Source organism: Brevundimonas sp. R86498 (genome assembly GCF_044598075.1).
Classification (GTDB): Bacteria; Pseudomonadota; Alphaproteobacteria; order Caulobacterales; family Caulobacteraceae; genus Brevundimonas.
The window spans coordinates 785,353-807,847 of record NZ_CP139004.1; the positions used below are offsets into that span (position 1 = coordinate 785,353).

At 64.0% G+C, this 22,495-nt stretch carries 23 protein-coding genes, 1 tRNA gene and 1 pseudogene; 14 read left to right on the forward strand and 11 right to left on the reverse strand.

Annotation, left to right across the window (positions count from 1 at the left end):
* Positions 1-182: 182 nt before the first annotated feature.
* Positions 183-602 carry a hypothetical protein gene (locus SJY26_RS03970; RefSeq protein WP_396594856.1) on the reverse strand — a complete coding sequence of 140 codons (420 nt, stop codon included), beginning with the start codon at positions 600-602 and terminating at the stop codon, positions 183-185.
* Between the two features lie 388 nt (positions 603-990).
* On the opposite strand from SJY26_RS03970, the gene SJY26_RS03975 reads away from it, so the two are divergent.
* Positions 991-1,860: a hypothetical protein gene (locus SJY26_RS03975; protein WP_396594857.1), complete on the forward strand. Its 870-nt coding sequence runs from the start codon at positions 991-993 to the stop codon at positions 1,858-1,860.
* Positions 1,861-1,863: 3 nt separating this feature from the next.
* Here the strand turns inward: SJY26_RS03975 and SJY26_RS03980 are convergent, their stop codons facing one another.
* The 4 genes from SJY26_RS03980 to SJY26_RS03995 form a co-directional block, all read right to left on the reverse strand.
* Positions 1,864-2,340: a glycine-rich domain-containing protein gene (locus tag SJY26_RS03980; protein ID WP_396594858.1), complete on the reverse strand. Its 477-nt coding sequence runs from the start codon at positions 2,338-2,340 to the stop codon at positions 1,864-1,866.
* 203 nt (positions 2,341-2,543) lie between these two features.
* Positions 2,544-3,164, reverse strand: a complete 621-nt coding sequence (locus SJY26_RS03985; protein ID WP_396594859.1) for a hypothetical protein — start codon at positions 3,162-3,164, stop codon at positions 2,544-2,546.
* A gap of 209 nt (positions 3,165-3,373) precedes the next feature.
* Positions 3,374-3,724, reverse strand: coding sequence for a hypothetical protein (locus SJY26_RS03990; protein ID WP_396594860.1), 351 nt, complete (start codon positions 3,722-3,724; stop codon positions 3,374-3,376).
* 92 nt (positions 3,725-3,816) lie between these two features.
* Positions 3,817-4,605: a PGN_0703 family putative restriction endonuclease gene (locus SJY26_RS03995; protein ID WP_396594861.1), complete on the reverse strand. Its 789-nt coding sequence runs from the start codon at positions 4,603-4,605 to the stop codon at positions 3,817-3,819.
* Positions 4,606-4,865: 260 nt separating this feature from the next.
* Between SJY26_RS03995 and SJY26_RS04000 the strand changes: the two genes are divergently transcribed.
* The 8 genes and pseudogenes from SJY26_RS04000 to trmB all read left to right on the forward strand — a co-directional run bounded on the left by SJY26_RS04000 (position 4,866) and on the right by trmB (position 12,291).
* Positions 4,866-5,651, forward strand: a complete 786-nt coding sequence (locus tag SJY26_RS04000) for a hypothetical protein (protein WP_396594862.1) — start codon at positions 4,866-4,868, stop codon at positions 5,649-5,651.
* A gap of 36 nt (positions 5,652-5,687) precedes the next feature.
* The gene (locus tag SJY26_RS04005; RefSeq protein WP_396594863.1) at positions 5,688-5,936 is read left to right on the forward strand and encodes a hypothetical protein; all 249 of its coding nucleotides are present in this window, start codon (positions 5,688-5,690) and stop codon (positions 5,934-5,936) included.
* A gap of 369 nt (positions 5,937-6,305) precedes the next feature.
* A complete protein-coding gene (locus tag SJY26_RS04010) occupies positions 6,306-6,695 on the forward strand; it encodes a hypothetical protein (protein WP_396594864.1) in 390 nt (129 codons plus the stop codon).
* 1,346 nt (positions 6,696-8,041) lie between these two features.
* Positions 8,042-9,073: pseudogene (locus tag SJY26_RS04015) on the forward strand (FHIPEP family type III secretion protein); the annotation flags it as partial.
* Positions 9,074-9,246: 173 nt separating this feature from the next.
* Positions 9,247-9,365 (forward strand) — tRNA-OTHER (locus SJY26_RS04020).
* Positions 9,366-9,421: 56 nt separating this feature from the next.
* Positions 9,422-10,198 (forward strand): carbonic anhydrase, encoded by a 777-nt coding sequence (locus SJY26_RS04025; RefSeq protein WP_396594865.1) that lies wholly within the window; start codon positions 9,422-9,424, stop codon positions 10,196-10,198.
* Positions 10,199-10,294: 96 nt separating this feature from the next.
* Positions 10,295-11,494: a methionine adenosyltransferase gene (metK, locus tag SJY26_RS04030; protein ID WP_396594866.1), complete on the forward strand. Its 1,200-nt coding sequence runs from the start codon at positions 10,295-10,297 to the stop codon at positions 11,492-11,494.
* A 77-nt stretch (positions 11,495-11,571) separates the two neighbouring features.
* Positions 11,572-12,291 (forward strand): tRNA (guanosine(46)-N7)-methyltransferase TrmB, encoded by a 720-nt coding sequence (gene trmB, locus SJY26_RS04035; protein ID WP_396594867.1) that lies wholly within the window; start codon positions 11,572-11,574, stop codon positions 12,289-12,291.
* Positions 12,292-12,434: 143 nt separating this feature from the next.
* Here trmB and dapB read toward each other — a convergent pair whose 3' ends face one another.
* The 3 genes from dapB to dnaK all read right to left on the reverse strand — a co-directional run bounded on the left by dapB (position 12,435) and on the right by dnaK (position 16,458).
* Positions 12,435-13,184, reverse strand: a complete 750-nt coding sequence (gene dapB / locus SJY26_RS04040; RefSeq protein ID WP_396594868.1) for a 4-hydroxy-tetrahydrodipicolinate reductase — start codon at positions 13,182-13,184, stop codon at positions 12,435-12,437.
* Between the two features lie 22 nt (positions 13,185-13,206).
* Positions 13,207-14,394 (reverse strand): molecular chaperone DnaJ, encoded by a 1,188-nt coding sequence (gene dnaJ / locus SJY26_RS04045; protein WP_396594869.1) that lies wholly within the window; start codon positions 14,392-14,394, stop codon positions 13,207-13,209.
* Positions 14,395-14,556: 162 nt separating this feature from the next.
* Positions 14,557-16,458, reverse strand: a complete 1,902-nt coding sequence (gene dnaK / locus SJY26_RS04050) for a molecular chaperone DnaK (RefSeq protein WP_396594870.1) — start codon at positions 16,456-16,458, stop codon at positions 14,557-14,559.
* A 320-nt stretch (positions 16,459-16,778) separates the two neighbouring features.
* On the opposite strand from dnaK, the gene SJY26_RS04055 reads away from it, so the two are divergent.
* The 3 genes from SJY26_RS04055 to SJY26_RS04065 all read left to right on the forward strand — a co-directional run bounded on the left by SJY26_RS04055 (position 16,779) and on the right by SJY26_RS04065 (position 18,782).
* Positions 16,779-17,186, forward strand: coding sequence for a hypothetical protein (locus SJY26_RS04055; protein ID WP_396594871.1), 408 nt, complete (start codon positions 16,779-16,781; stop codon positions 17,184-17,186).
* 18 nt (positions 17,187-17,204) lie between these two features.
* Positions 17,205-17,810, forward strand: coding sequence for an alpha-ketoglutarate-dependent dioxygenase AlkB (locus SJY26_RS04060; RefSeq protein ID WP_396594872.1), 606 nt, complete (start codon positions 17,205-17,207; stop codon positions 17,808-17,810).
* A gap of 72 nt (positions 17,811-17,882) precedes the next feature.
* Positions 17,883-18,782: a dienelactone hydrolase family protein gene (locus SJY26_RS04065; RefSeq protein ID WP_396594873.1), complete on the forward strand. Its 900-nt coding sequence runs from the start codon at positions 17,883-17,885 to the stop codon at positions 18,780-18,782.
* 42 nt (positions 18,783-18,824) lie between these two features.
* On the opposite strand, the gene grpE is transcribed toward SJY26_RS04065, so the two are convergent.
* From grpE to SJY26_RS04080, 3 genes are read right to left on the reverse strand one after another with little or no spacing between them, the layout of a single operon-like run.
* Positions 18,825-19,454: a nucleotide exchange factor GrpE gene (gene grpE, locus SJY26_RS04070; RefSeq protein WP_396594874.1), complete on the reverse strand. Its 630-nt coding sequence runs from the start codon at positions 19,452-19,454 to the stop codon at positions 18,825-18,827.
* Entirely contained in the window at positions 19,451-20,515 is a 1,065-nt protein-coding gene (gene hrcA / locus SJY26_RS04075; RefSeq protein ID WP_396595699.1) for a heat-inducible transcriptional repressor HrcA, read from the reverse strand. Before hrcA ends, grpE begins: the two co-directional genes overlap by 4 nt.
* Positions 20,516-20,535: 20 nt before the next feature.
* Positions 20,536-21,111, reverse strand: coding sequence for a GNAT family N-acetyltransferase (locus SJY26_RS04080; RefSeq protein WP_396594875.1), 576 nt, complete (start codon positions 21,109-21,111; stop codon positions 20,536-20,538).
* A gap of 52 nt (positions 21,112-21,163) precedes the next feature.
* Between SJY26_RS04080 and rph the strand changes: the two genes are divergently transcribed.
* Together rph and SJY26_RS04090 are read left to right on the forward strand one after the other, a co-directional pair.
* On the forward strand, positions 21,164-21,898 hold the full coding sequence (rph, locus tag SJY26_RS04085; RefSeq protein ID WP_396594876.1) for a ribonuclease PH: 735 nt from the start codon (positions 21,164-21,166) through the stop codon (positions 21,896-21,898).
* Positions 21,899-21,962: 64 nt separating this feature from the next.
* A complete protein-coding gene (locus SJY26_RS04090) occupies positions 21,963-22,340 on the forward strand; it encodes a hypothetical protein (protein ID WP_396594877.1) in 378 nt (125 codons plus the stop codon).
* The last annotated feature ends 155 nt before the right edge of the window (positions 22,341-22,495 follow it).

The following is a 22,495-nucleotide window of genomic DNA, read 5'->3' on the forward strand; positions in this document are numbered from 1 at the left end:
GGACCCCATTGATCGCTGGTGGCCGCGTAGTCGATGACCGGGGGCCGAGGGACGAACGACCCGCAGGCTCCGAGGCTAACACCAACGAGGATAGCCGCGACCGTGGTTACACGCATGGATTTCTCCTTTCATTGATGGAGGGGCCGCCGGCGACGGCGGCCCCGGTATCACGCTACCGAAGGCTAGCGGTTCGGCGACCGCGACGACCGGCTGCGCGGCAGGATACGCTGCACCTGCGGACGTACGTGGTCGCGGCCGAACGCCTGCAGCCGCGGGCCGGTTCTATCCTGGAAAGCACGACCCATGTTGTAGGCACCTTGGGTCCCGGACCGCATAGCCGCGGCGCAGGGTGCGCCGCACATCGACGATCCGACCCCGCCGCCCACAGCGCTGACGGCACCCCGCGCGACGCTGTGATAGCGATCAACTTGGGCTGCAGTCTGGGCGTTCGCTCCGGTGGACAAGGCTGAGATCGCGGAGATCGCGGCGGCAACTGATAGTTTGGTCAGCTTAATCATGGTGTGCTCCTTTTCGAGCTCTAGAGAAGATGCCGGTTGAGCGTACTCGCGACATTCTTCGTCAGCAGATTGCTCATTTTGCATCTCCATCTTCTTCCTCGGCAGATATTTGCCGAAGAGACCGTTTAGGCGGCTCAGAAGAGGATAAACGAGGCAGGACTGTTGGAAAGCGCTTCCTTAGAAACAAAGGTGGGTCCGTGCCCAGTTTTAGTGGCATCGCTTTGCCGCACCTGTGAATCAACTATCTACTGGTGCGAGCACCATTCAAATAATGCGCGTCGTGTACTGATTTCCCGTTGTGCACACGCGAATTGCAAAACGCTAGCAATTCACGCAGGGTTCGCCTTAACGCCGCAATCGGGCGCAGCTGGGCAGGTGTGACGTGGGTGGCGATGATGTGCCGACGACGGCGGGGACCTCAAAAGAGGTAAGCGCGAAGCGGTCCAGGCTCCCGAGAGAAGGTCAGCCTCCGGTGCCATCAGGTGCCGCTGTCCACCTACTAAACGTTCTTGAAAGCGGTTTTTCGACGCGCCAGGCTGCGAGAGCGGCCGCGGTCGATTGGATCATCGATCAGGGCTTAAACGGGCGGGAAATCACTTCTTTCTTTACCGGCACGACTGCGGAGTTGCGCCCGAAGTATCTGGCATTGATACCGCAGTTGGTTCGGGATCTTGTTAATGAAGAGCGTCCCGTATCGGAGTTTGTAAACTCCAAAACGCCGAAAAACTACCCTTTAGAGTTTGTTCGAGAAGCAAGGTCTAGCAACGAGCTATTAGGTGACATTGGTGGCATCTACCTAGTATTACGCCCAGGCACTGACATTTTAGACGCCCCAATGGACAGTCAGGCATTAGAGTTAGGATCAACATCAAAGCACGAAAAACTGGAATACGCATATAACATTGTTGATGACGACAAAAATTCCCTCCTTGTTACCCCAAAAGGTATCGGACAGCCTTCAACATTTGAATACCACACAACAACAAAGACAGGGCGTCTTGTTGGCTCTTGGAAGGGAATAGTTGTTGCGTCTGAGCCGTTCGTTTACTTCTTAGGATTCTGCCCACACGGCGAGGACGTCGGCTATATGGTGCTCAGAAAGCACTCAGACCGGAAACTCGCGTCAAGTAAAGTCTTCGTCGGTATGCAATCACTGATAATGCGTCATCCGAAAGGAGGGGCTCGGCATTTCGTGACTAGACCAATTGCTGCAGTGCCAACAAATCAGACGAGCCAGATTGATGATATCCACATGCAAGCAGCGCACGACTGGATCAACGACGAGCGTGACCGAACATTTTTTCCACCGGTTCTGCTCGAGGTTCTTTCGAGCAAGTCCTGAAGATCAGGCTCGTCCAGCGGCTACATGGGTGCAGCACTTAGCGACGCTTTCGGATTGTTCTTGAGACCACAGGGGGCTAACAGGACCTGCAAATACCCGGCGAATTTCACTGACCGTATTTGCTCGGAGTTCTTCAAAACCCGACGATCTCACAACGTGTTGGGGCTGGGGCTCATGGTGCAGAAAGGTGCCGACAGACGATTCGCAAAATGCGGCATAATCACGAGTATTGAGGATATGCTCGTGCCAAACAGCATCGATCGCCTCAGTCACGCCGTATGGACGTTCTGGGTTGAGGCTGACGACGCCGACAAACTTCCTATACTCGTTGACAGCCTCTTCAGCCGCGCCGGGCGTCCAGCCCATTTTTTCGCAGATGCGATTCTGCAGATGCGCTAGGTTCCAAGCCTTAAGCAGTTGAATTCGAGCAATTTGATCGCCCGAAAGGCTGGCTTGGGTTGACTGCTCGATTTCTATCACTCAGCTCACCATAGGCGTTCTTGCGTGTGTACAGATACGACGATTTACGCTCGGAAGCCATCGGCGATCAAGGCGGCGAATTTGACGTGGCTCCATTTCTCATCCAGCCATAACAAGAAGCGTTGGCATAACGGGGCGGGGGCTAGACACGATGAAACGCTTAAGCAGGGGTCAATCACGAAGGCTGGCTGTGGCGACGGCCGCTAGTTGAAGCGCGCCGTTCGCCCATCCGGTTTTGGACAGGTCTGGTTGAGCAGCAGCCCTTCATTGATGGGCACCGGCGCGGCGTGGATGGAATTGTAAGTCGCAGTCAGGCCTTCGACATGGGCAAACCGATTGGGGCTGCGCAGGCGTACTAGATCGCATCGCCAACCGACCGCATGGACCGCAGCACTCTCCAGAGCCTCTGACTGACAATCGGCGTCTGGCCCGACTCCATGATTGATGTACGTAACGCCCAGCCACCCGACCTGCGCCTTGCCTAGGCAGTAGCTGAGAAGGCCGGGATTCTTCCAAGCATGAGCCGTAATCTTCGTGCTGCCGAGCCCAAACCCATCCTTGGCGAGATGAGATCGCAGCCTCGAAACGCCAGCAGACTTGCCCAGATAGAGGGGGCGCGCTGCCCACCCGCCAGGAACATTCCTTGGATGGTCGCCCGGAAGCCAGTTGCGCCCGGCTTGAGTGTCCCAAAGAAGATAGGTGATCTGCGAGGAAGGCTCCGTGCTTGCGAGGGCAACCCGGGCATCTGCAACTGACAGGATGTGCTCCGCGCTCAACAGCTGCGCAGGCTCACGCGTAACTTCAGCAACATCGTTCTGGTTCATGGTGATCCTCTCGGTTCATGGGAACTTCGAGGTGACCGGGCCCGGTTTCCCGGTCCCGGTCGATCCACGGCTGGGCGTCGCCTGCGTGTTAACCGCCAAGGCTAGAACGGCTACCTTTAGCCGGCGACACGTGGGTCCTCGGCGAGGGACGTCATTGGGCCGTCGCCCTCGCCAAGTAATTATGCATTTCGCATATTTTTATGCAATCACTATCGCACGATTTTATCTAGGGCGGTCTTGGCAGCCTTGATCGCGGTCATGTCCGGACCTCCATCGGGGAGGAAATCGATCTCCCGGCAGAAGGTCAGTTGAGACGGCTGTGGGGTGCGAGTTGCGAAGCCGGCATTGGCGAGGGCCTGCCTGTACCCGGCGGCGTCGTCATACCCCTCGCCGAAGAACTGTACTCCGAAGAGGTCTTTGCGATGCGCATGGCCCGCCCAATAGCGGATGCCAGGTTTGAATATGGCCGAGCGAAGGTAGCGGCCGCTCGCGGCCTTCGTTGCGGGCGTAATGTCCAGGAGAGAGAAGATCTGGTGGGTCCGCTCGTCGAAAGTAGCCATGATCACTCCTGCTCCAACTTCTGGCGGCTTAGAGATTTGCTGATAAGCCACCCGTGTCTGCGGCGCTATGCATTGCGCCCTTAGCCGGCTGGTCAGGGATCAAATCGAGCAAGCACAGCGTCGGCGTGGGAAGCGATCTCAGGCGAGGTCGAAGACCAACTATCCAGCCAGGTCCGGTAGCTCAGCGCGTGGAAGACGACCCCGGCACCTGCCACCGCCGCCTCGAACTCGGCCACCTCGCGCCGATGCTCTTCGAGAGTTTCAGGCGGGATCGGACGTCCGGCGAGCTGCGACGGTTCGGCGAACAGATAGACTAGGGTGGCTGGCTTCTGCTTCCGGGCCCCGTCGGTGACGAGCCCGAAGGCGTGTTTCACCAGTTGCGCCGCGTCGAGATAGCGAAACGCGTTCGGCACTTTTCGAAGCCGATCACGCATGTCTTCGTAAGGACGCATCGTGCTTCCCCAGACGGGCCTGTCGTAGGCGTCAGAGAGAGATGCGAGCTTGCGGTCGCGGAACGGCTCACAGCGCTTCAATTCCACTCCGATCAGCTTGCCCGGCGTCTCGACAACGGCGTCCAGCCACGGGTGCCGGCCACCCCTCCAGGGGAAGCGGGCACAGTACTCGACTTCAACTTCGCGGGGCGGTGCTTCGAAAGCTTGGCCGGGGAAGGGAGGCAGCAGGTGCGGCCGCGAGGCGAACCAGCCGAAGGTGTTGACCGCCAGTGCGGCGGAGCTCTCGGGGCTCAACAGCTTCCCGCTTTCGATTTCCTTGCCCCCAGCCAACCGCAGACGCTCGGTCACGTGAGCCGCATCAACGCCGGGGAGAAACTCGGGTCTGGTCATACGCGAGAGGATGGCAGATCGCGACAGCTGGTCGAGCATCGCTGAGCCCAAGCCTTTTGTCGGCGTCCTCAAGGACTGGCCGCGCTCGCCTCATCTGTACGTTTCGCGAGGGGCGTACTTCAGCCATTCCTGGGGGAGTTTCAGGAGGTCACGTCAAGGGAGTTTCCACAAGTCTTGCACTTGGTGAGCGCGGTGAGGTCTCGCGCCCCTGTCTGCCGCCCTCAGGCGATGAGTTGCCATAGCCAGTTGACTCTCGCGGAACGGCGTTCAACTTAGAGGCATCTTGGGGGGGGGGACACATGCGAGTTTTGGCTATTGCTATGTCTGGCGCGATGCTCGCGTCGTGCCAGTACGTTAAGGTGCCGTATTTCGAGAGAATTCCTGTCTCTCAGGTCTGCGGGGGCGTCACATCGCACTGTCAGCCCAACAATAGCAAACTCTGGCAACAGGTGCCCTCCATCGACTATAGCCGCACTCCCAGTCATTGGCTCGGCCGCAGCTTCACAAGCGTCTTCGAGCGCCTTCCATGCGGCATCGCGCCCACGGAAGCCGACGTCGATCGCTACGGAAAATCTGACATCCGGGGTACCGCAGAGGTTATCGACAAGCCCCAACTCGTAGTGAAGCTAGGTGGGAACGTCAGGGAGTTTATTGAGAACTCATTTGGTACCGCGCTGCCGGAGGCTCTCAAGGTTCGACTGGCCGCCGGCTTGACCGGCAGGATCGATAGTGCCGTCAACCAAACGATCGAACTTGACTATGAGCGGGTTGTGCTCAGCCAGAATTTTGTCGACGAATCGCTTTCTGTGTGCCGAGCCTCTGTTCCTGCGACAACGAACGTGATCACCGGAATAAGCACTTTGCGAGTCACCGGGAACTGGCGCAGCCGGCGCCTTAGCGAGGCCGCAGCCGATTTCGAACTGACGGCTGAATACAACGATTTGAGCGCTTCCGCGAAGGCTGAATACATCCGCCGCCGCGACATTGCCCTGTCCGGCACCTTCGATCCGGTAAATGTCGTCTTCGCTGTAACCTACGTTCGTGGTGCCAAGCCCGTGGAGTCAACGGGACCGACAGGACTGTAGACGTGCGATATCAAGACGGGCGTTGAGACGTGCGATTTGTTCGCCTTCCTGACCACCGAGCCCAGCGAGCCGGTTCGGTCGGTACACCACAAAGCGATGCCAGTGATCCTGATGACCCAGGAGGATCGCGACGTCTGGATGCAAGCCCCTTGGGAAGAAGCGAAGGCTCTGCAGCGGGCATTGCCGGATGATGTGCTCACGACCCTTTTAGGTGCGGTCGAGAGAACTGCCGGCAATGGAGTCCGGGAGCTTGGAATGGGGCGGGCAACGGTAGCCAAAGCTTGAAACGCCTCCCGACGGGAGAGAACCCATGTTCGAGTACCAAAGACATGCCGAAGTGCGGCCGCTATTCCGTACCTTGAGAGCCCGTCCCTCCGACACCTCAGGGATCCAAGGCAGATCGACCATCTGGCCGAGGAAATCGTCACTGCTGTCGACCGCTCTGCTCCGCTTTGGGAGAAGTGGGACGCGACGCGGGCAGAGCTTCTGAAGGCGGCCGGGAAGACTTGGATTCCAATCGAGGATTTGGTCGTCTTCCTCAACAGTCTGGCCGGACAACGCCTGACTATAACCGACGTCACGCAGAGGCTCCGGGCATTTCAGGAGGAGCCGTACACGGACCTCTATCCAGACGAGCGCGTGAGAGACGCCTGCTTGGCTCTGTATGCGGCCGAGGTGGAGGCGGGCACCGAACTGCCGGCCATCGTTGGTGCACTCCAGGAGTTCGCTGAAGAGGAAGAGAGGCGCTTGGACGACGAGCATCGAGAGAAGTTGAAAGCCGCGCAGGCGGCCGAACGCTTAGCCCTGGAACGCAGGTTCCTGTCAGGCGCGGATTGCAAGTGGACGCCATTGGAAGGGTCGAAGGCGCTCTTCATGCGCAAAAACGGCCGCGCCTTTCGCCTGACTCCGACCAAGGAAAAGCGCTGGGAGCTGCACCGGATCGAGGAAGCTACGGAAGCTGGAGACCTGCTCGGAATCTACGCGACGCGGAGTGCGGCGAATAAGGTGATCGACAAGATCGCCTATGAAACGGAGGTCCGCTGATCCTTCAGGCCCTCCTCCTACCTAGGTGCGCTGCCTCCTACCCGCTCAACGAGCGGACTTTAGCCATTCCTGGAGGAGTTTCAGGGGGTCACGTCACCCGGTCCGGTAGCTCAGAGCGTGGCGGCGAGTGGTGATCAGCTCTGATTACATCTTTAAGCATATGCCAACTCATGCGACCGTCGCCCTAAAAGAACAACGGTCGGGGTAGTCGGTTGCTCAAGGCGGACTCCATTGAGCGGATTGCGGGGCTGGCAGGCGGCTGCGTTTGGCTGGCTTTCAACGGTGGCGTGGAAGCCGGCGTTGTTGGCGCAGTTGCCGCCACTGGCTTGGCAGCCGCCACTATTGATCTCACTCGAAAGACCGGGCCGGAATCGCAAGGAGGCCTAAAGAAGGTAATCCGATCGGTCAGAAAAGATTTCGACACGTGGGCGACAGGCGAGCGGGTCGACCTTTCGGGCGAACTCCTGGCTGCGGAGGACGCACTCGTCCAAGAACTTCATGGCTGTATGCTTGATAGACGCGCGCTCGCCCAGGCAGCCCTTGATCCGGACGGCTTCCCTGCTTCGGCCACTCGCCTGATCCTAAACGCCCTAGCGGACCGATCACCACTCTTCCGAGAGCACGCCGGCCTGGTCGTCGGTCGAGACTTCGCGACAACGGTGATATCCTCCGCCTTGCGAGCCGCAGTGGAGCAGCGCGCCTATTTCGAACAACTGCAGCCCCATCTGATGTTCGAAGCCCTGAAGGGCATCGGCGTGATCCAGCGCGATGTGACCAGCCTAGTCCGGAAAAGCGATGCCACCTATCTAATGGTGACGCGGATGTTCGAGGCCCTAAATGTTGCCGGCTCCATTGAGCGCGCGACTGAACTCGGTCTCAGCAACCGGCAGGTTCTAAATCTACTCAAGGCATTCGCGCTCGACCATGTCGCTTTAGAAAATGCGGAAACCATGTTGCTCGAGGCCGCGACACGCTTGCGCGAACTGGAAGCACTGCATGCGAGAACGCGCTATGATCCCGGCCATGACGGTGATGCGGTCAAGACCTCCGCAGAGAATGCCCTTGCTGACGCTGATATTCCTGCGGCCACCGCCCTCATTGTAAGCGAATTTGTACGCGCCCGCATCGAAGACGGCGATCGCCGGTATGATCCGGAACTGCGCCGGTTGTTTGTGTCCCGGCGTCGCAGAACTATCGGCGCTTCGATTCTTAGTTTTGCGGATCGGCTCATTCCCGGCTGGGCTTGGACCTTCAATCGACTGCATCCAAACCGGGACCCGCCCAGTCTTCTCTTGCCGAGAAAAGCAGACGCGAAAAGCAGCCCTCCTCTGGAAGAAGGATCTACCGAGGAGCAAATCGGTGACTTTTTGGCGATTGATGAGGTGAAGATCGAATTCGGCTATGCGCTGCTCTCCCTGATCAGTGACGTGGAGGGTCGCCGCCTAACCGATCAGGTCCGTGCGCTACGCCGCGCACTCGCGCAGGAGTTCGGCTTCGTCATGCCCTCAGTCCGCATCCTCGATAGCATGAAGCTAGCTCCACAAGGCTACCTGGTTCGCATCATGGAGATGGAGGCCGGTGCCGGCGAGATCCGGCTGGGCTCGCTGCTCGCCATGGACCCTGCCGGGCGCCAGGTCGAACTGCCAGGCGAACACACCAAAGACCCGGCCTTTGGCTTGCCCGCCACTTGGATCGACGAAAGCCTGCGCGAGGAGGCCAGCTTCCGGGGCTACACGATCGTTGATCCCTCGACGGTGGTCACAACTCACCTGACCGAAATCCTAAAGGAGAATATGAGCGAGCTCCTTTCGTATACAGCGACAGCCAAACTCGTTGATACTCTGAGCCCGCAACATCGCTCACTATTGGAACTGCGTGCGAAAGACGCCGCCATAGCCACCCTACAGCGGGTCCTTCAGGGTCTGCTTGAAGAAAGGGTGTCGATCCGTGATTTGGGGCGCATCACCGAAGCAGTTGCTGAATGCGCCGGGGAGGACATGACATTCCTCGCCATGATTGAACACGTACGCAGTCGCCTCGCCCGTCAGCTCTGTTGGCAGAACAAGGCCGAAGATGGCACACTTCCCATCGTGACTCTTTCTACAAGTTGGGAGCGCGCTTTCTCCGAATCCCTCGTGGGAGATGGCCCGGAAAAGCAACTTGCCATGTCGCAGACGGAGCTCCAGAATTTCATTCGTAGAACTAGAGAAGTCTTTGAGCGCGCTGCGATGGCGGGAGAGTTTGCGGTACTTCTAACTGGTCCCGAAGCCCGGCCTTACGTCCGTTCGATTATCAAGCGCTTCAGGGGGCAGACGGTCGTCATGAGCCAAAACGAAGTGCATCCGAAGGCCCGCTTACGGACGATTGGATCAATCTGAGCTCGCCCGAAAATTAGCAGCTAGCCAGACGGGTCAGCGCGCTGCGCTTTGCCTGCCGGTCGAGTGTGCAGGTATAGCGCAGGTCGGAATTTCGGAGCTTCCCACCGGAAGGCACCTTAACTTGGGAACGTCGAAATCACCCGCTTCGGCCAGACTGGGAAGGGGTTGGGTCAGCCGACTTTCGAAGCCGCAGGTGGCCCTTCAAACCCATGCCGGCACTGGGTTTGCCCGGTCGGCTTGCCTGGATTTCGTAATGCGGGGGTCAGGTGTTCGAGTCACCTAAGCGGCACCATTCTTTTCCGATAACGCCGTGATCCTGTAGATTGTCCCGCGAATCAGGGGGCGATCATGCGGATCCACAGACTTCTCGCAGCAGCAGCAGCGCTCTCTCTGGCCGGACCGGCCATGGCCCAGGATCATGGGGTCGGGCATGAAACGGCTCCGGCAGCCCATGGACCCGGCTGGTCCTACTCGGGGCCCAACGGACCCGAATACTGGGCCCGGCTGGACGCGGCCTTTGCCACGTGCGCGGCGGGTCAGCAGGAAAGCCCGATCGACCTGTCCGATGCCATATCCGCCGACCTCGGCCCGCTGGACCTGCAATGGCGACGTCTGCCCGCCCGCGTGTTCGACACCGGCCATGCCATCCAGGTCGAGATATCGCCGGGCTCAAACCTGACGATGGGCAAAAAGGGCTACCAGCTGCTGCAGTTCCACGTGCACCAGCCCAGCGAGCATCTGCTGAACGGGCATCGCTATCCGCTGGAGATCCATTTCGTCCACACGGCACCGGACGGAACCCTCGGGGTCGTCGGGGTCTTCGCCGAGCCGGGCGCAAACAATCCGGCCCTGCAAACCGTGCTGGCGGCGGCCGCCACAGCCGGGGAGGCAGACGACCGTCCCACGCTGGACCTGACCGCCCTCCTGCCCGAACAGCGCGACTATTTCCGCTATGAGGGCTCCCTGACGACGCCGCCCTGCAGCGAGACCGTGGACTGGGCCGTGCTCGCGACCCCCATCACGGTGTCGGAGGCCCAGATCGAGGCCTTCTCGCGCCTGCATCCCGGCAACACCCGGCCGCTCCAGCCCCTGAACCGGCGGTTCCTGCTGCGCTCGGGGCGCTGATGGGAAGCCACGCTCGCACGATCCCTTGATCGTATAAGCATATCTTTATATGTCTGCGCGCACCCTCGGCCCTTCGGCTGCCCGGAGCGATCCCCCTTGTCCCGTTCTTCCTTCCTCTTTACCTCGGAAAGCGTTTCCGAAGGCCATCCCGACAAGGTCGCGGACCGCATCTCCGACACGGTCGTGGACCTGTTCCTGTCCAAGGATCCGTATGCGCGGGTGGCGTGCGAGACCCTGACCACGACCAACCTGGTGGTGCTGGCCGGCGAGATCCGCGGCGAGGGCGTCATGGACACGGCGGGCCACTGGGCCCCCGGCGTCGAGGCCGAGATCGAGGCTGCCGTGCGCGCCGCCGTGCGCGACATCGGCTATGAACAGACCGGCTTCCACTGGGACAGGTTCGAATTCATCAACCGCCTGCACGGCCAGTCGGCCGACATTGCCGTGGGCGTGGACGCGGCCGGCAACAAGGATGAGGGCGCGGGAGACCAGGGCATCATGTTCGGCTATGCCTCGAACGAGACGCCCGAGCTGATGCCGGCGACGCTGCAGTACAGCCACAACATCCTGAAACGTCTGGCCGAGGTCCGCCACGGCGGCGACAGGCGTCTGGAGCCCGACGCCAAGAGCCAGGTCACCATCCAGTACGAGGACGGCAAGCCGGTCCGGGCGACCTCGATCGTGCTGTCGACCCAGCATGCGCCGGGCCTGTCGTCGGCGGACGTGGCCGCCATCGTCAAACCGCACATCCTCGCGGTCCTGCCCGAGGGCTTCACTGACGAGAACACCGTCTGGCACATCAATCCGACCGGGATCTTCGAGATCGGTGGACCCGACGGCGACGCGGGCGTGACGGGGCGCAAGATCATCGTCGACACCTACGGCGGCGCGGCCCCCCACGGCGGCGGGGCCTTCTCCGGCAAGGACCCGACCAAGGTCGACCGTTCGGCCGCCTATGCCTGCCGCTACCTGGCCAAGAATGTCGTGGCCGCCGGTCTGGCCGACCGCTGCACCATCCAGATCTCCTACGCCATCGGCGTGGCCAAGCCCCAGTCGATCCACGTCGACCTGCACGGCACCGGCAAGGGCGCGGTGAACGAAGCCGTGCTGGAAGCGAACATTCTGGGCCTGATCGGCGGGGCGACGCCCCGCGCGATCCGCGAACATCTGGGCCTGAACAAGCCGATCTATGCCCGCACCTCGGCCTATGGCCATTTCGGCAGGACCCCGGACGCCGATGGCGGTTTCAGCTGGGAAAAGACCGATCTGGTCGATCAGCTGAAGGCCCTGGCCTGACATGATGCGGCGGTCCGGTCGGCCTGACCGGACCGCCGCATCTTCTTTCCGGCACCGTGAGGCTCTACACAGCGCCGATGCCCGCCTCACGTCCCCGATCTGAACAGTCAGAACCCCGCAGCCCCGACGCGCCCCTGCGCTCGTTCGGCCGCATCAAGTCGCGCGCCGTCAAGCCGCGGCAGGCGGCCCTGTTCGACACCCTGATGCCCCGGGTCCGCCTGCCGGACCCTGCGGCGGGCCCCATTGATCCCGCAACCCTGATGCCCGCCGCGACGGAGGTTTGGCTCGAGATCGGCTTCGGCGGCGGCGAGCATCTGGCGGCCCAGGCGGCGGCCCATCCTGAAGCCCTGATGATCGGCTGCGAGCCCTTCATCAACGGGGTGGCCTCCGCCCTGCGTCATATCGAGGAAGGCGGACTGACGAACGTCCGCCTGCACGCCGACGATGCGCGGGCCGTGGTCGAGGCCCTGCCGGACGCGTCGCTGGACCGAATCATGATCCTGTTCCCCGACCCTTGGCACAAGGCGCGCCACAACAAGCGCCGCCTGATCCAGCCGGCCTTCGCGGCCGACCTCGCCCGCGTGCTGAAGCCGGGTGGACGACTGCGGTTCGTCACCGACTGGAAGGACTATGCCGGCTGGGCGCTGGAGCGATTCCTCGCCACGCCGAGCCTGACGTGGCTGGCCGACGAGGCGGCCGACTGGCGCATCGCCCCGGCTGACCATGTCGTCACCCGCTATGAGGAAAAGCGGCTCGGGGACACCGATCCGCTCTTTCTCGAGTTCGAACGAACCTGATCGATCGTCGGTCGTCTGAACCTGGCCATACCGGGGCCGGCGCCAGTGCCTTGGCGTTGTTGGTCTCTTTGGTCAGGACCTGGCGACTTTTTTGACCGGTTTGGACCTGGTCGCAAGGCCTCGCCTGACCCGGGTCGATTGGCTCAGGCCTGACGAAACCCGAGCACGTCCTGCATGTCATAGAAGCCCGGCTTGCGGGTCCGGACCCAGGCGGCGGCGGCAATGGCCCCCTTGGCGAACAGGGACCGGTCGATGGCCGAATGGCTGAGGGTCAGCGTCTCGTCGTCCGAGGCGAAAAGGACGGTGTGGTCGCCGACGATGCCCCCGGCCCGGACCGAGGCGAACCCGATCGACCCGACCTTACGCGGCTCTCCCACGCCGTTGTGGGGCGGACTGCGGAGGTCGGCGAGATCATGCCCGCGGCCGGCGGCTGCAGCCTCACCCAGCATCAGGGCCGTGCCCGAGGGGGCGTCAATCTTCTTCCTGTGGTGGGCCTCGGTGATCTCGATATCCCAGTCCCGCGCGTCCAGGCGGAGCGCGGCATGTTCGACCAGACCGATGAGGATGTTTACGCCGAGCGAGAAGTTGCCGCTGCGGACAATCGCGATCCGCTCGGACGCGGCAGCCAGGGTCGCTTCCTGCTCGGGGGTGAACCCGGTCGAGCCGATCACCAGGGCCGGGCCGCCCCGTTCGGCGCAGGTTTTCGCCAGCGCCGTCGAGGCCTCGGCGGTCGAAAAGTCGATGACGACGTCGCACAGACCCAGTTCCGGCGTCTCACCCCAGTCGAAGCGGACCGGAACCATGACATCCTCGCGCGCATCCAGCGCCTGGCTTACGGCCCGACCCATCCGGCCCCGTGCACCCGAAATCCCGACGTGGAACAACTCGCTCAACCCCCCGCCACCCGGCCCATGATCACTGGGCGTTCTCGCGCGAGGTCCGGGCATCGTCCTCGGCCCCCAGAATATCAGCCCAGAACCGTTTGGCCTTGCCGGCAAAACTGGAATTGCGCGGGTTCTGGCTGTCGCCAAAGGACGCCGCCAGTTCCTGCATCAACTCTTTCTGGCGCGCCGTGAGGTCGGTCGGGGTTTCAACGAACAGTTCCACCACCAGATCGCCGCGCTGACGGCCGTTCAGATGGGGCATGCCCTTGCCGCGGATCCGGATCGTCTTACCGGTCTGGGCTCCCGCGGGCACCTGAACCGGTGCCCGGCACTCCCCGTCGCACGCCGTGGAGGTCAGACAGGGTGCCTCGATATCGCCGCCCAGGGCCGCAACGGTCATGGGGACGGGCACGGTGCAGAGCAGGTCCAGGTTGTCCCGTTCGAACAGGTCGTGCGGGGTGACCGCCAGGAAGACATACAGATCGCCGCGCGGGCCGCCCCGGGTCCCGGCATCGCCCTCGCCCGACAGGCGGATGCGGGAGCCTTCGTCCACACCGGCCGGAATCTTCAACGACAGTTTGCGCGTCTTGCGAACCTGTCCGTGGCCGTGACAGCTGCCGCACACATCGGCCGGTGCCAGCCGCTGGCCCTGTCCGCCGCAAGAGGGGCAGGTCCGTTCCATCTGGAAGAATCCGTTGGCCTGCCGTACCCGACCCGCGCCGTTGCAGGTCGAACAGGTGCTGGCCTTTGCCCCCGGCTTCGCGCCCGAGCCATCACAGGTCTCGCAGGTCGCTGTGGTGGGGACAGCGATTTCCACCTCCGCGCCGCGGTAGGCCTGCTCGAGGGTGATCTCGAGGTCGTAGCGCAGGTCCGAGCCGCGTCGCGGGCCATTCGACTGCCGACGGCCGCCGAATACGTCGCCAAAGGCGTCACCGAAGACCTGGGAGAAGATGTCGTTGACGTCGTGGAAGCCCTGCTGGCCCCCACCACCGCCACCGTTGACCCCCGCGTGGCCGTAGCGGTCATAGGCCGCCCGCTTCTGGTCGTCGGACAGGACGGTATAGGCCTCCGACAGCTCCTTGAACTTGGCCATCGAGGCTTCGGATCCGCCGTTGCGGTCCGGGTGATGCTCCATCGCCAGCTTGCGATAGGCGGATTTCAGGCCGGCGGCGTCGATCGTCCGATCAACTCCCAGCACCTCGTAATAATCACGCGCCATGCGCAGATCGTCCTCTGCCAACCCCGGACATACCGTTCACGTCGCCGACCGTGCGGCGCAAGCGGTGTGTCGCCCCCAAAGAGACATGGGTGCCGGGTGGGATGATGCAAGTTTCATGAAAGCCACGATCCTCCCCCGCGGCGCGGGGGAGGATCACTGGGCTCAGGCGCTCTTCTTCTGGTCGTCGTCGTCCGAGACTTCCTCGAACTCGGCGTCGACCACGCCGTCGTCGGCGGGAGCGTCGTCACCGCCCGAGGCGGCGTTCTGGGCATACATGGCCTCGCCCAGCTTCATCGAAGCCTGGACCAGGGTGTTGGTCTTGGTCCGGATGTCTTCTGGATCCGTCCCATCACGGGCGGTCTTCAGCTCGGCCAGGCCGGTCTCGATGGCGGCCTTCTCGTCCACACCGACCTTGTCGCCATGCTCGGCCATGGCTTTTTCGGTCGAGTGGATCAGGCTGTCGGCCGCGTTCTGGGCCTCGACCAGGGCCTTGCGTTCCTTGTCGGCCGTGGCGTTGGCCTCGGCTTCCTTGACCATCTTGTCGATGTCAGCGTCCGAAAGACCACCGTTGGCCTGGATGCGGATGGACTGTTCCTTGTTGGTCGCCTTGTCCTTGGCCGAGACGTTGACGATGCCGTTGGCGTCGATGTCGAAGGCGACCTCGATCTGCGGCATGCCGCGCGGCGAGGGCGGAATGCCCATCAGGTCGAACTGACCCAGCATCTTGTTGTCCGACGCCATCGGCCGCTCGCCCTGGAAGACCCGGATGGTCACGGCCGACTGATTGTCGTCAGCGGTTGAGAACACCTGGCTCTTCTTGGTCGGGATCGTTGTGTTGCGCTCGATCAGCGGGGTGAACACGCCGCCCAGGGTCTCGATCCCCAGGGTCAGCGGAGTCACGTCCAGAAGCAGGACGTCCTTGACGTCGCCCTGCAGCACGCCGGCCTGCACGGCAGCACCGAGCGCGACGACCTCGTCGGGGTTCACGCCCTTGTGCGGCTCCTTGCCGAAGAAGGCCTTCACGGCCTCCTGCACCTTGGGCATGCGGGTCATGCCGCCGACCAGGACCACTTCGTCGATGTCCGAGGCCTTCAGGCCCGCGTCCTTCAGCGCCTTGGCGCAGGGCTCGATGGTGCGCTGGATCAGGTCGTCGACGAGGGCTTCCAGCTTGGCGCGCGACAGTTTGATGTTCAGGTGCAGCGGGCCCGAGGCATTCATGGTGATGAACGGCAGATTGACCTCGTACTGGGTCGTGGAGCTGAGCTCCTTCTTGGCCTTCTCGGCTTCCTCGCGCAGGCGCTGCAGGGCCAGCTTGTCCTGACGCAGGTCGACGCCCTGTTCCTTCTTGAACTCGTCGGCCAGATAGTCGGCCAGACGCACGTCGAAGTCCTCGCCGCCGAGGAAGGTGTCGCCGTTGGTCGACTTCACCTCGAACACGCCGTCGCCGATCTCGAGAATCGAGACGTCGAAGGTGCCGCCGCCGAGGTCATAGACGGCAATCTTCTGGCCGTCGTTCTTGTCGAGGCCATAGGCCAGGGCCGCCGCGGTCGGCTCGTTGATGATGCGCAGGACTTCCAGGCCAGCGATCTTGCCGGCGTCCTTGGTCGCCTGACGCTGGCTGTCGTTGAAATAGGCGGGAACGGTGATGACGGCCTGGGTGACCTTGTCGCCCAGATAGGCCTCCGCGGCCTCCTTCATCTTGATCAGGGTGAAAGCCGAGATCTGCTGCGGGGAGTAGTCCTTGCCGTTGGCGCGCACCCAGGCGTCGCCGTTCGGACCCTTGACGATCTCGTAGGGCACCATGCCCTTGTCCTTGGCGACCACAGGGTCGTCAAAGTTGCGACCGATCAGTCGCTTGATGGCAAAGAAGGTGTTGGCAGGGTTGGTCACCGCCTGACGACGCGCCGGCTGGCCCACCAGGGTCTCGCCGCCATCCTGGATGGCGACCACCGACGGGGTCGTGCGATTGCCCTCGGCGTTTTCGATGACCTTGGGGTTCTTGCCGTCCATCACGGCCACACACGAGTTGGTGGTGCCGAGGTCGATACCGATGATCTTGGCCATGAGCCTTATGTCTCTCCGTCTGGCGGGCGATGCGGCGGCCTTGTCGAAAAGCGCCGCGCTTGACCGCCCCCGTTTGGTTTGGACCGGTCCGCAGAAGCACGGACACGGCAGGTTGGGGTCGTTCCCGGATGAAACCCCACGGATCGCGGGGTCTCTCGGGCTGGTCCGGATATGGGAAAGTCGTCATGCCCCGCAAGGGCCTCATGCACCCGGCATGCCGAATCCGCAGGAGTCAGGCCTTATCGGGTGCGTCAAACCGCAGCCTGGGGCAGGATAACAGCCAATTGCGGGTTCCACCCCGCGTTTTCCGGCTGCTGCCAATGTCCCTGACGTCGCCCTCCCGTCCGCGACTGGCCACCACGATCGCGTTCGCCGCCGGCATGGCCTGGCTTGCGGAATCACCCGGTCTGGCCTCAACCGGCGGCCTCTCTCACCTGATGGGGCCCACACCGACGACGCAGGCCCAGGATGGCTACAACCGCAATGTCCGGGTTCATAACCAGACCGGCTGGACCATGACCCGCCTGCAGGCCTCCAGCGCCGGGGGATGGAGCCAGGATCTGCTTCGGGCCGGGACATTGTCGCCGGGGCAGAGCCGGGTATTGAGCATCGACGATGGCTCGGGTGGCTGTCGCTATGCGCTGCGGGCCGAATTCGACAACGGTCAGACCCTGGAGAGAAGCGGGATCAACGCCTGTCAGATCGCCGACTATTATTTCACGCGCTAGGCTCTGCTAGGAGGGCGGATGGAGCCCTTTCACGATCTGCCCGGGTTTCTCTACTGGCCCGGCCGGCTGGATGAGCCCGCCCGGATCGCCCTGCTGGCCGAGGTCGAGGCGGCGCTGGCCCTCGCCCCCCTTTATCGGCCCGTGACGCCTGGCGGAAAGCCGTTTTCCGTACAGATGAGCAATCTGGGCCCCCTGGGCTGGGTCTCGGACCGGGCGGGCTATCGCTATCAGCCCACCCACCCCGGGACCGGCGCTGTCTGGCCGCCGATCCCGCCCATCCTGCTTGATCTCTGGACTGCCCTCACCGGTTGGCCGGAGCCCCCGGACGCCTGTCTAGTCAATCTTTACCGGGACACGGCGCGAATGGGGCTGCATCAGGACCGGGACGAGGCAGACCTCAGCGCGCCGGTGCTGTCCGTGTCGCTTGGTGACACGGCCGTGTTCCGCATCGGCCCGGCGAGCGGAGGCCCGACCCGGTCACTGCGGCTGTCGTCAGGGGATGTCTGCGCGCTCACGGGTCCCGCGCGGCTGGCCCGGCATGGCATTGACCGGCTGCTGGCCGGGTCGTCACAGCTGATACCGGGCGGGGGACGCATCAACCTGACCCTGAGGCGCGCGACCTGAGGTCACGGGGCGTTGACTCGACGGAGCGGCCCCGCCTCGTCACAGTCAAGCCAGACCCGCGAGGAGCCCCCCATGACCGTCCTGATCCGCCCCGAAGGCCCTGTCGCCGACGATTTCCGCCCCTCACGACGCAGCCTCGCCGGTCTGGGGGCCGGTGTCGTGTTCACAGGCTATGCGGTCGCGGCCCTGGCGCAGGACGCGATGCCGATCACGACCGACAGCGTAGGGCTGGAGACCGGTACGGTCAGCTACCCGTCCGCCGACGGGTTCGATCTGCCAGCCTATGTGGCACGCCCCGAGGGCGAGGGCCCCTTCCCTGTCGTCATCGTGGTTTCGGAGATCTTCGGGCTGCACGCCTATATCCAGGACGTTGCCCGGCGTCTGGCGAAGGCCGGCTACGCCGCCGTCGCCCCGGCCTTCTTCGTGCGGGTCGAGGATCCTGCCCCCCTCGCCGACATGCAGCGGATTCAGGCCATCGTCGCGGCGGCCGGCTATGAACAGGTCATGGGCGATATCGCCGCGACCCTGGAATGGGCCTCGGGCCAGCTGTGGGCCAATACCGACAAGGTCGGCATCACCGGCTTCTGCTGGGGCGGCAAGGTGGTGTGGCAGGCCGCGGCCCGGTTCGCTGCCATCGATGCGGGCGTGGCCTGGTATGGACGACTGGCTCCTCCGGCCAATGCCACGCCGGAGCAGCGGACGGCCGGAGCCCCCTTCCCGGTCGATCTGGCCGGCGATCTGAAGGGGGTCGTGATCGGCAACTACGGCTCTGCCGACGGTGGGATTCCCAATGACACGGTGGCCGCCATGCAGGCGGCCCTGGAAGCCGCCGGGGCGACAGAAAGCGGGATCAAGCTGTATCCCGACGCCCCGCACGGCTTTCATGCCGACTACCGCGCATCCTATCGCGCGGCCGAGGCAGCGGATGGATGGGCCCGTCTGCTGGCCCTGTTCGAGGCGAAACTGAAGTGAGCGTGCCCCTTCCTGCGATTGCGGGGAAGGGCGCAGGTTGACTCAGGCGGTGCCGTCAAAGGTACCGCCGCTTTCGGTCGGGGCGGCCCCGTAGGGGTTTGCGCCCTGCGGTCCGGACCCCTTGGCAGCTACGACGACCATGGCCGGGCGCACGGTGCGGCCGAACAGTTCATAGCCGGCCTGCATGGTCTGGAGCACGCTGCCGCCCGGCACCTCGGTCGAGGGCTGTTCCATCATCGCCTGATGCAGGTGTGGATCGAAAGTCTCGCCGGGGCCCGGCGCGACCCGCTTCAGGCCATTGGTCTCGAACGCCTGCAGCAGGGATTTCTGGGTCAGCTCCAGACCCGTCACCAGCCCGGCCTCGCCGGCATCGGCGTTCTTGGGCGCGGCCATCAGGGCGCGTTCCAGATTGTCGGCCACGCCCAGAAGGTCCTTGGCGAACCTCTGGATGGCGAAGGCGCGGGCATCGTTCATCTGGGTTTCGGTGCGGCGCTTGACGTTGTCGGCCTCGGCCGCGGCACGCAGGGCGCGGTCCTTCCACTGATCCCGCTCGGCGATCACGGCGTCGAGGGGGGCCAGATTGTCGGGATCGGCATCCAGCCCCGCCTCGGCGTTGGCCAGGGCCTCGTCCAGCTGGGTTTCAAGGTCGTTCGGGTCTTGGGTGTCGGTCACGTGTCTTGTCCGTCCAGGATGCGCCCCAGCACCCGGGCGGTGTAGTCCACCAACGGGATGATGCGGGCGTAGTTCAGTCGCGCGGGTCCGATCACGCCGATGGCGCCCAGAACCCGCTGTCGGCCCGTCATATAGGGCGCCGCGACGACGGCGGAACCCGAAAGCGAAAAGAGTTGCGTTTCCGCACCGATGAAAATGCGCACGCCCTGGGCCGCATCGACCCCGTCCAGCAGACCGATCAACTGTTCCTTCTGCTCCAGATCGTCGAACAGAACCCGGACGCGTTCCAGATCCTCGGCCGCGCCGGCGTCCTGCAGCAGATTGGCCCGGCCCCGCACGATCAGGGAGCGCTGGCGGTCGGGCCCGCCCGACCAGGCCGCCAGCCCTTCCTCGACCAATCGGGCTGCGGCGGCGTCAAGGTCCTTGCGCGCTGCATTCAGTTCGGCCCCCATCTCCTGGCGGGCTTCGGAGAGACGGCGGCCCTTGAGGCGCGCATTCAGGAAGTTGGACGCCTCCTGCAGGGTCGAGGGCGTGACCCCGGCCGCCAGCGGCATCAGCCGGTTCTCGACGGTGCCGTCGTCCGCCACCAGCACCGCGAGCGCCTGACCGGAGCCGAGGGCCACGAACTCCACGTGTTTGACGCCGGCGTCCCGAACAGGACTGGCCACGATCCCCGCTCCGCCGGCCAGACCCGACAGCAGGGCCGAGGCCTCGTTGAGCGCCTCCTGGAACCCCTTGCCGCGGCCGATCAGGCGGGCGTCGATCTCGCGCCGCTCCTCCGAGCCGATGTCGCCGATCTCCAGCAGACCATCGACGAACAGCCGCAGGCCGGCATGGGTCGGGATCCGTCCCGCCGAGGTGTGCGGGGCCGCGAGCAGGCCGGCCAGCGTCAGGTCCTGCATGGTGTTGCGGATCGAGGCCGGGGACAGATGCACGCCGCCGCGCGAGACGGTCCGCGATCCGACCGGCTCGCCGGTCTCGAGATAGGTCTCGACGACACTGCGGAAGATGTCGCGGGCCCGCTGATCCAGGGCCGCGAGCCCCGCATAGTGGGGCGTCATCAGGGGGCTGAGCGGCAGTGTCATCGGCTGCGGGCCTCCCAGTCCGGCCGGGTCAGCCGGTGGACCAGGCAGTCGTCCCCGTCGAACATGCGCCGCCCCTCCGGCCGGAAGCCCAGCCTCCGGTAGAAGCGGATCGCGGCTGTATTCCTGTTGAGCGGATCGATTACGATGGCCTCCACGGCGGGATCGGCGAAGCAGCGGTCGATCATCTGGCTCATCATCGCCGTGCCGACGCCCCGTCCCAACCATTCGGCCGGTCCGATCCAGATGTCGATGGCCCTCAGGTTCGGCTCGATCTCGCCCCAGTAGTGGCTGGGCTCCGTCTCGGGGTCACACACCGCCATTACGCCGACAGGACGGCCTTCGACCTCCGCGATCACATAGGTCAGTTCATAGGCGGAGTTTGACAGCTCATCGGTCCAGTCGATGCCGTCAAAGGCGACCTCGGCCTCCGGATCGTCGCTGGAGCAGGCGATGACGTGGGGTTCGCGGTCCCAGGCGGCCAGAAGCGCTGCGTCGGCCGGTGTCGCGGGTCGCAGGGTCACCACCGGGGGCGACGACGGTGTCACCTGACGTTCGGGGGCATACAGGCTCATGGTTTCAGGATAAGCACGCCGGCCCGTTCCGCAACGCCCTGAGGCCCCGATCATGCGCCCCTCCGACCGCACCCCCGAGCAGCTCCGCACCGTGACCCTCGAAACGGGCATCAACCGCTATGCGGAGGGGTCCTGCATGGTCTCGTTCGGCCACACGAAGGTGCTGGTGACGGCCTCGGTGGAGGAAAACGTCCCGGGCTGGATGCGCGGCAAGGGGGCGGGCTGGGTCACGGCCGAATACGGCATGCTGCCCCGGGCGACCCACACCCGTGGCCGGCGCGAGGCTGCGGCGGGCAAGCAGACCGGCCGGACCCAGGAAATCCAGCGCCTGATCGGCCGATCGCTGCGCGCCGTGGTCGATCTGAAGGCGCTGGGCGAGCGTCAGGTGCTGATCGACTGCGATGTGATCCAGGCCGATGGCGGTACCCGCACGGCCTCCATCACCGGGGCCTGGGTCGCGATGGCCTCGGCGCTGGGCTATTTGCGGGCCGAGGGTGTGCTGAAGGCCGATCCGATCCTGGACCAGGTCGCGGCCGTTTCCTGCGGGGTGTTCGCCGACACGCCCGTGCTGGACCTCGACTACGAGGAAGATTCCAATGCCGAGGCCGACGGCAATTTCGTGCTGACCGGCGCGGGAACCATCGTCGAGATCCAGGCCACAGGCGAGAAGCGGGGCTTCTCGCGCCCGGAATTCGACCGCCTGTTCGAACTGGCCGAGCTGGGGTGCCGGGACCTGTTCACCCTGCAGAAGGCCGCCGTCGACCGGGCGCTCGCCCAACAGGCGTAGCGGGGTTCCCCGAACCGCCGAACGGGGCCATCGTCGGGTTTTCCAGATCGCCCGGAGACGACCCATGGCCCGTGTTCCCGCCGCCCTCGCCCTCATGATGGCCATGGCCCTCTCTGCGTGCGGATCGCCCGAGACCCCGCCCGCCACGGAACCGGCTGCGACCGCCGTCGAGCAGACGCCGGTCATGCCCGACGACGCGCCGCCACAGGAGGAGGGCGTTGGCGTCGCGCAGGATACGGGGGGCACGGAGGGCGGCTCCTGCACCGACAGCGTTGGGTCCGCCGCCGCGATCCGCCTCGCCGAGCGCTGCACCATGGTCAGCCCGGCCAGCCACCCGCCCTGCAACCCGGACAACCCCTGCGCCCTGATCCAAGACGAGATCGACCGCGCCTGCGGCCAGTACGGGCCGGATGAGGCGAAGCCGGCGGAGTGCGCCGCGTAGTCACTTTCGTCATCCTCCGGCGAGCGCAGCGAGACCGGGGGACCCAGCGGCGCGCGAGAGCGCGAACCTGTCGCGAACGCGACACCCTCCGGCATGGCACCTGAACAGGTCGCCTTCGGCGCCGCTGGGTCCTCCGGTCTGCGCCGCAAGCGCGG

Bases quoted from the DNA above. Each gene is read 5' to 3' on its own strand.
- SJY26_RS03970 (WP_396594856.1), bottom strand. From the start codon at position 602: ATGCAAAATGAGCAATCTGCTGACGAAGAATGTCGCGAGTACGCTCAA.
- SJY26_RS03985 (WP_396594859.1), bottom strand. From the start codon at position 3,164: ATGAACCAGAACGATGTTGCTGAAGTTACGCGTGAGCCTGCGCAGCTG.
- SJY26_RS03990 (WP_396594860.1), bottom strand. From the start codon at position 3,724: ATGGCTACTTTCGACGAGCGGACCCACCAGATCTTCTCTCTCCTGGAC.
- SJY26_RS03995 (WP_396594861.1), bottom strand. From the start codon at position 4,605: ATGCTCGACCAGCTGTCGCGATCTGCCATCCTCTCGCGTATGACCAGA.
- SJY26_RS04000 (WP_396594862.1), top strand. From the start codon at position 4,866: ATGCGAGTTTTGGCTATTGCTATGTCTGGCGCGATGCTCGCGTCGTGC.
- SJY26_RS04025 (WP_396594865.1), top strand. From the start codon at position 9,422: ATGCGGATCCACAGACTTCTCGCAGCAGCAGCAGCGCTCTCTCTGGCC.
- trmB (WP_396594867.1), top strand. From the start codon at position 11,572: ATGCCCGCCTCACGTCCCCGATCTGAACAGTCAGAACCCCGCAGCCCC.
- dnaJ (WP_396594869.1), bottom strand. From the start codon at position 14,394: ATGGCGCGTGATTATTACGAGGTGCTGGGAGTTGATCGGACGATCGAC.
- dnaK (WP_396594870.1), bottom strand. From the start codon at position 16,458: ATGGCCAAGATCATCGGTATCGACCTCGGCACCACCAACTCGTGTGTG.
- SJY26_RS04055 (WP_396594871.1), top strand. From the start codon at position 16,779: ATGTCCCTGACGTCGCCCTCCCGTCCGCGACTGGCCACCACGATCGCG.
- SJY26_RS04060 (WP_396594872.1), top strand. From the start codon at position 17,205: ATGGAGCCCTTTCACGATCTGCCCGGGTTTCTCTACTGGCCCGGCCGG.
- SJY26_RS04065 (WP_396594873.1), top strand. From the start codon at position 17,883: ATGACCGTCCTGATCCGCCCCGAAGGCCCTGTCGCCGACGATTTCCGC.
- hrcA (WP_396595699.1), bottom strand. From the start codon at position 20,515: ATGACGCCCCACTATGCGGGGCTCGCGGCCCTGGATCAGCGGGCCCGC.
- SJY26_RS04080 (WP_396594875.1), bottom strand. From the start codon at position 21,111: ATGAGCCTGTATGCCCCCGAACGTCAGGTGACACCGTCGTCGCCCCCG.
- rph (WP_396594876.1), top strand. From the start codon at position 21,164: ATGCGCCCCTCCGACCGCACCCCCGAGCAGCTCCGCACCGTGACCCTC.
- SJY26_RS04090 (WP_396594877.1), top strand. From the start codon at position 21,963: ATGGCCCGTGTTCCCGCCGCCCTCGCCCTCATGATGGCCATGGCCCTC.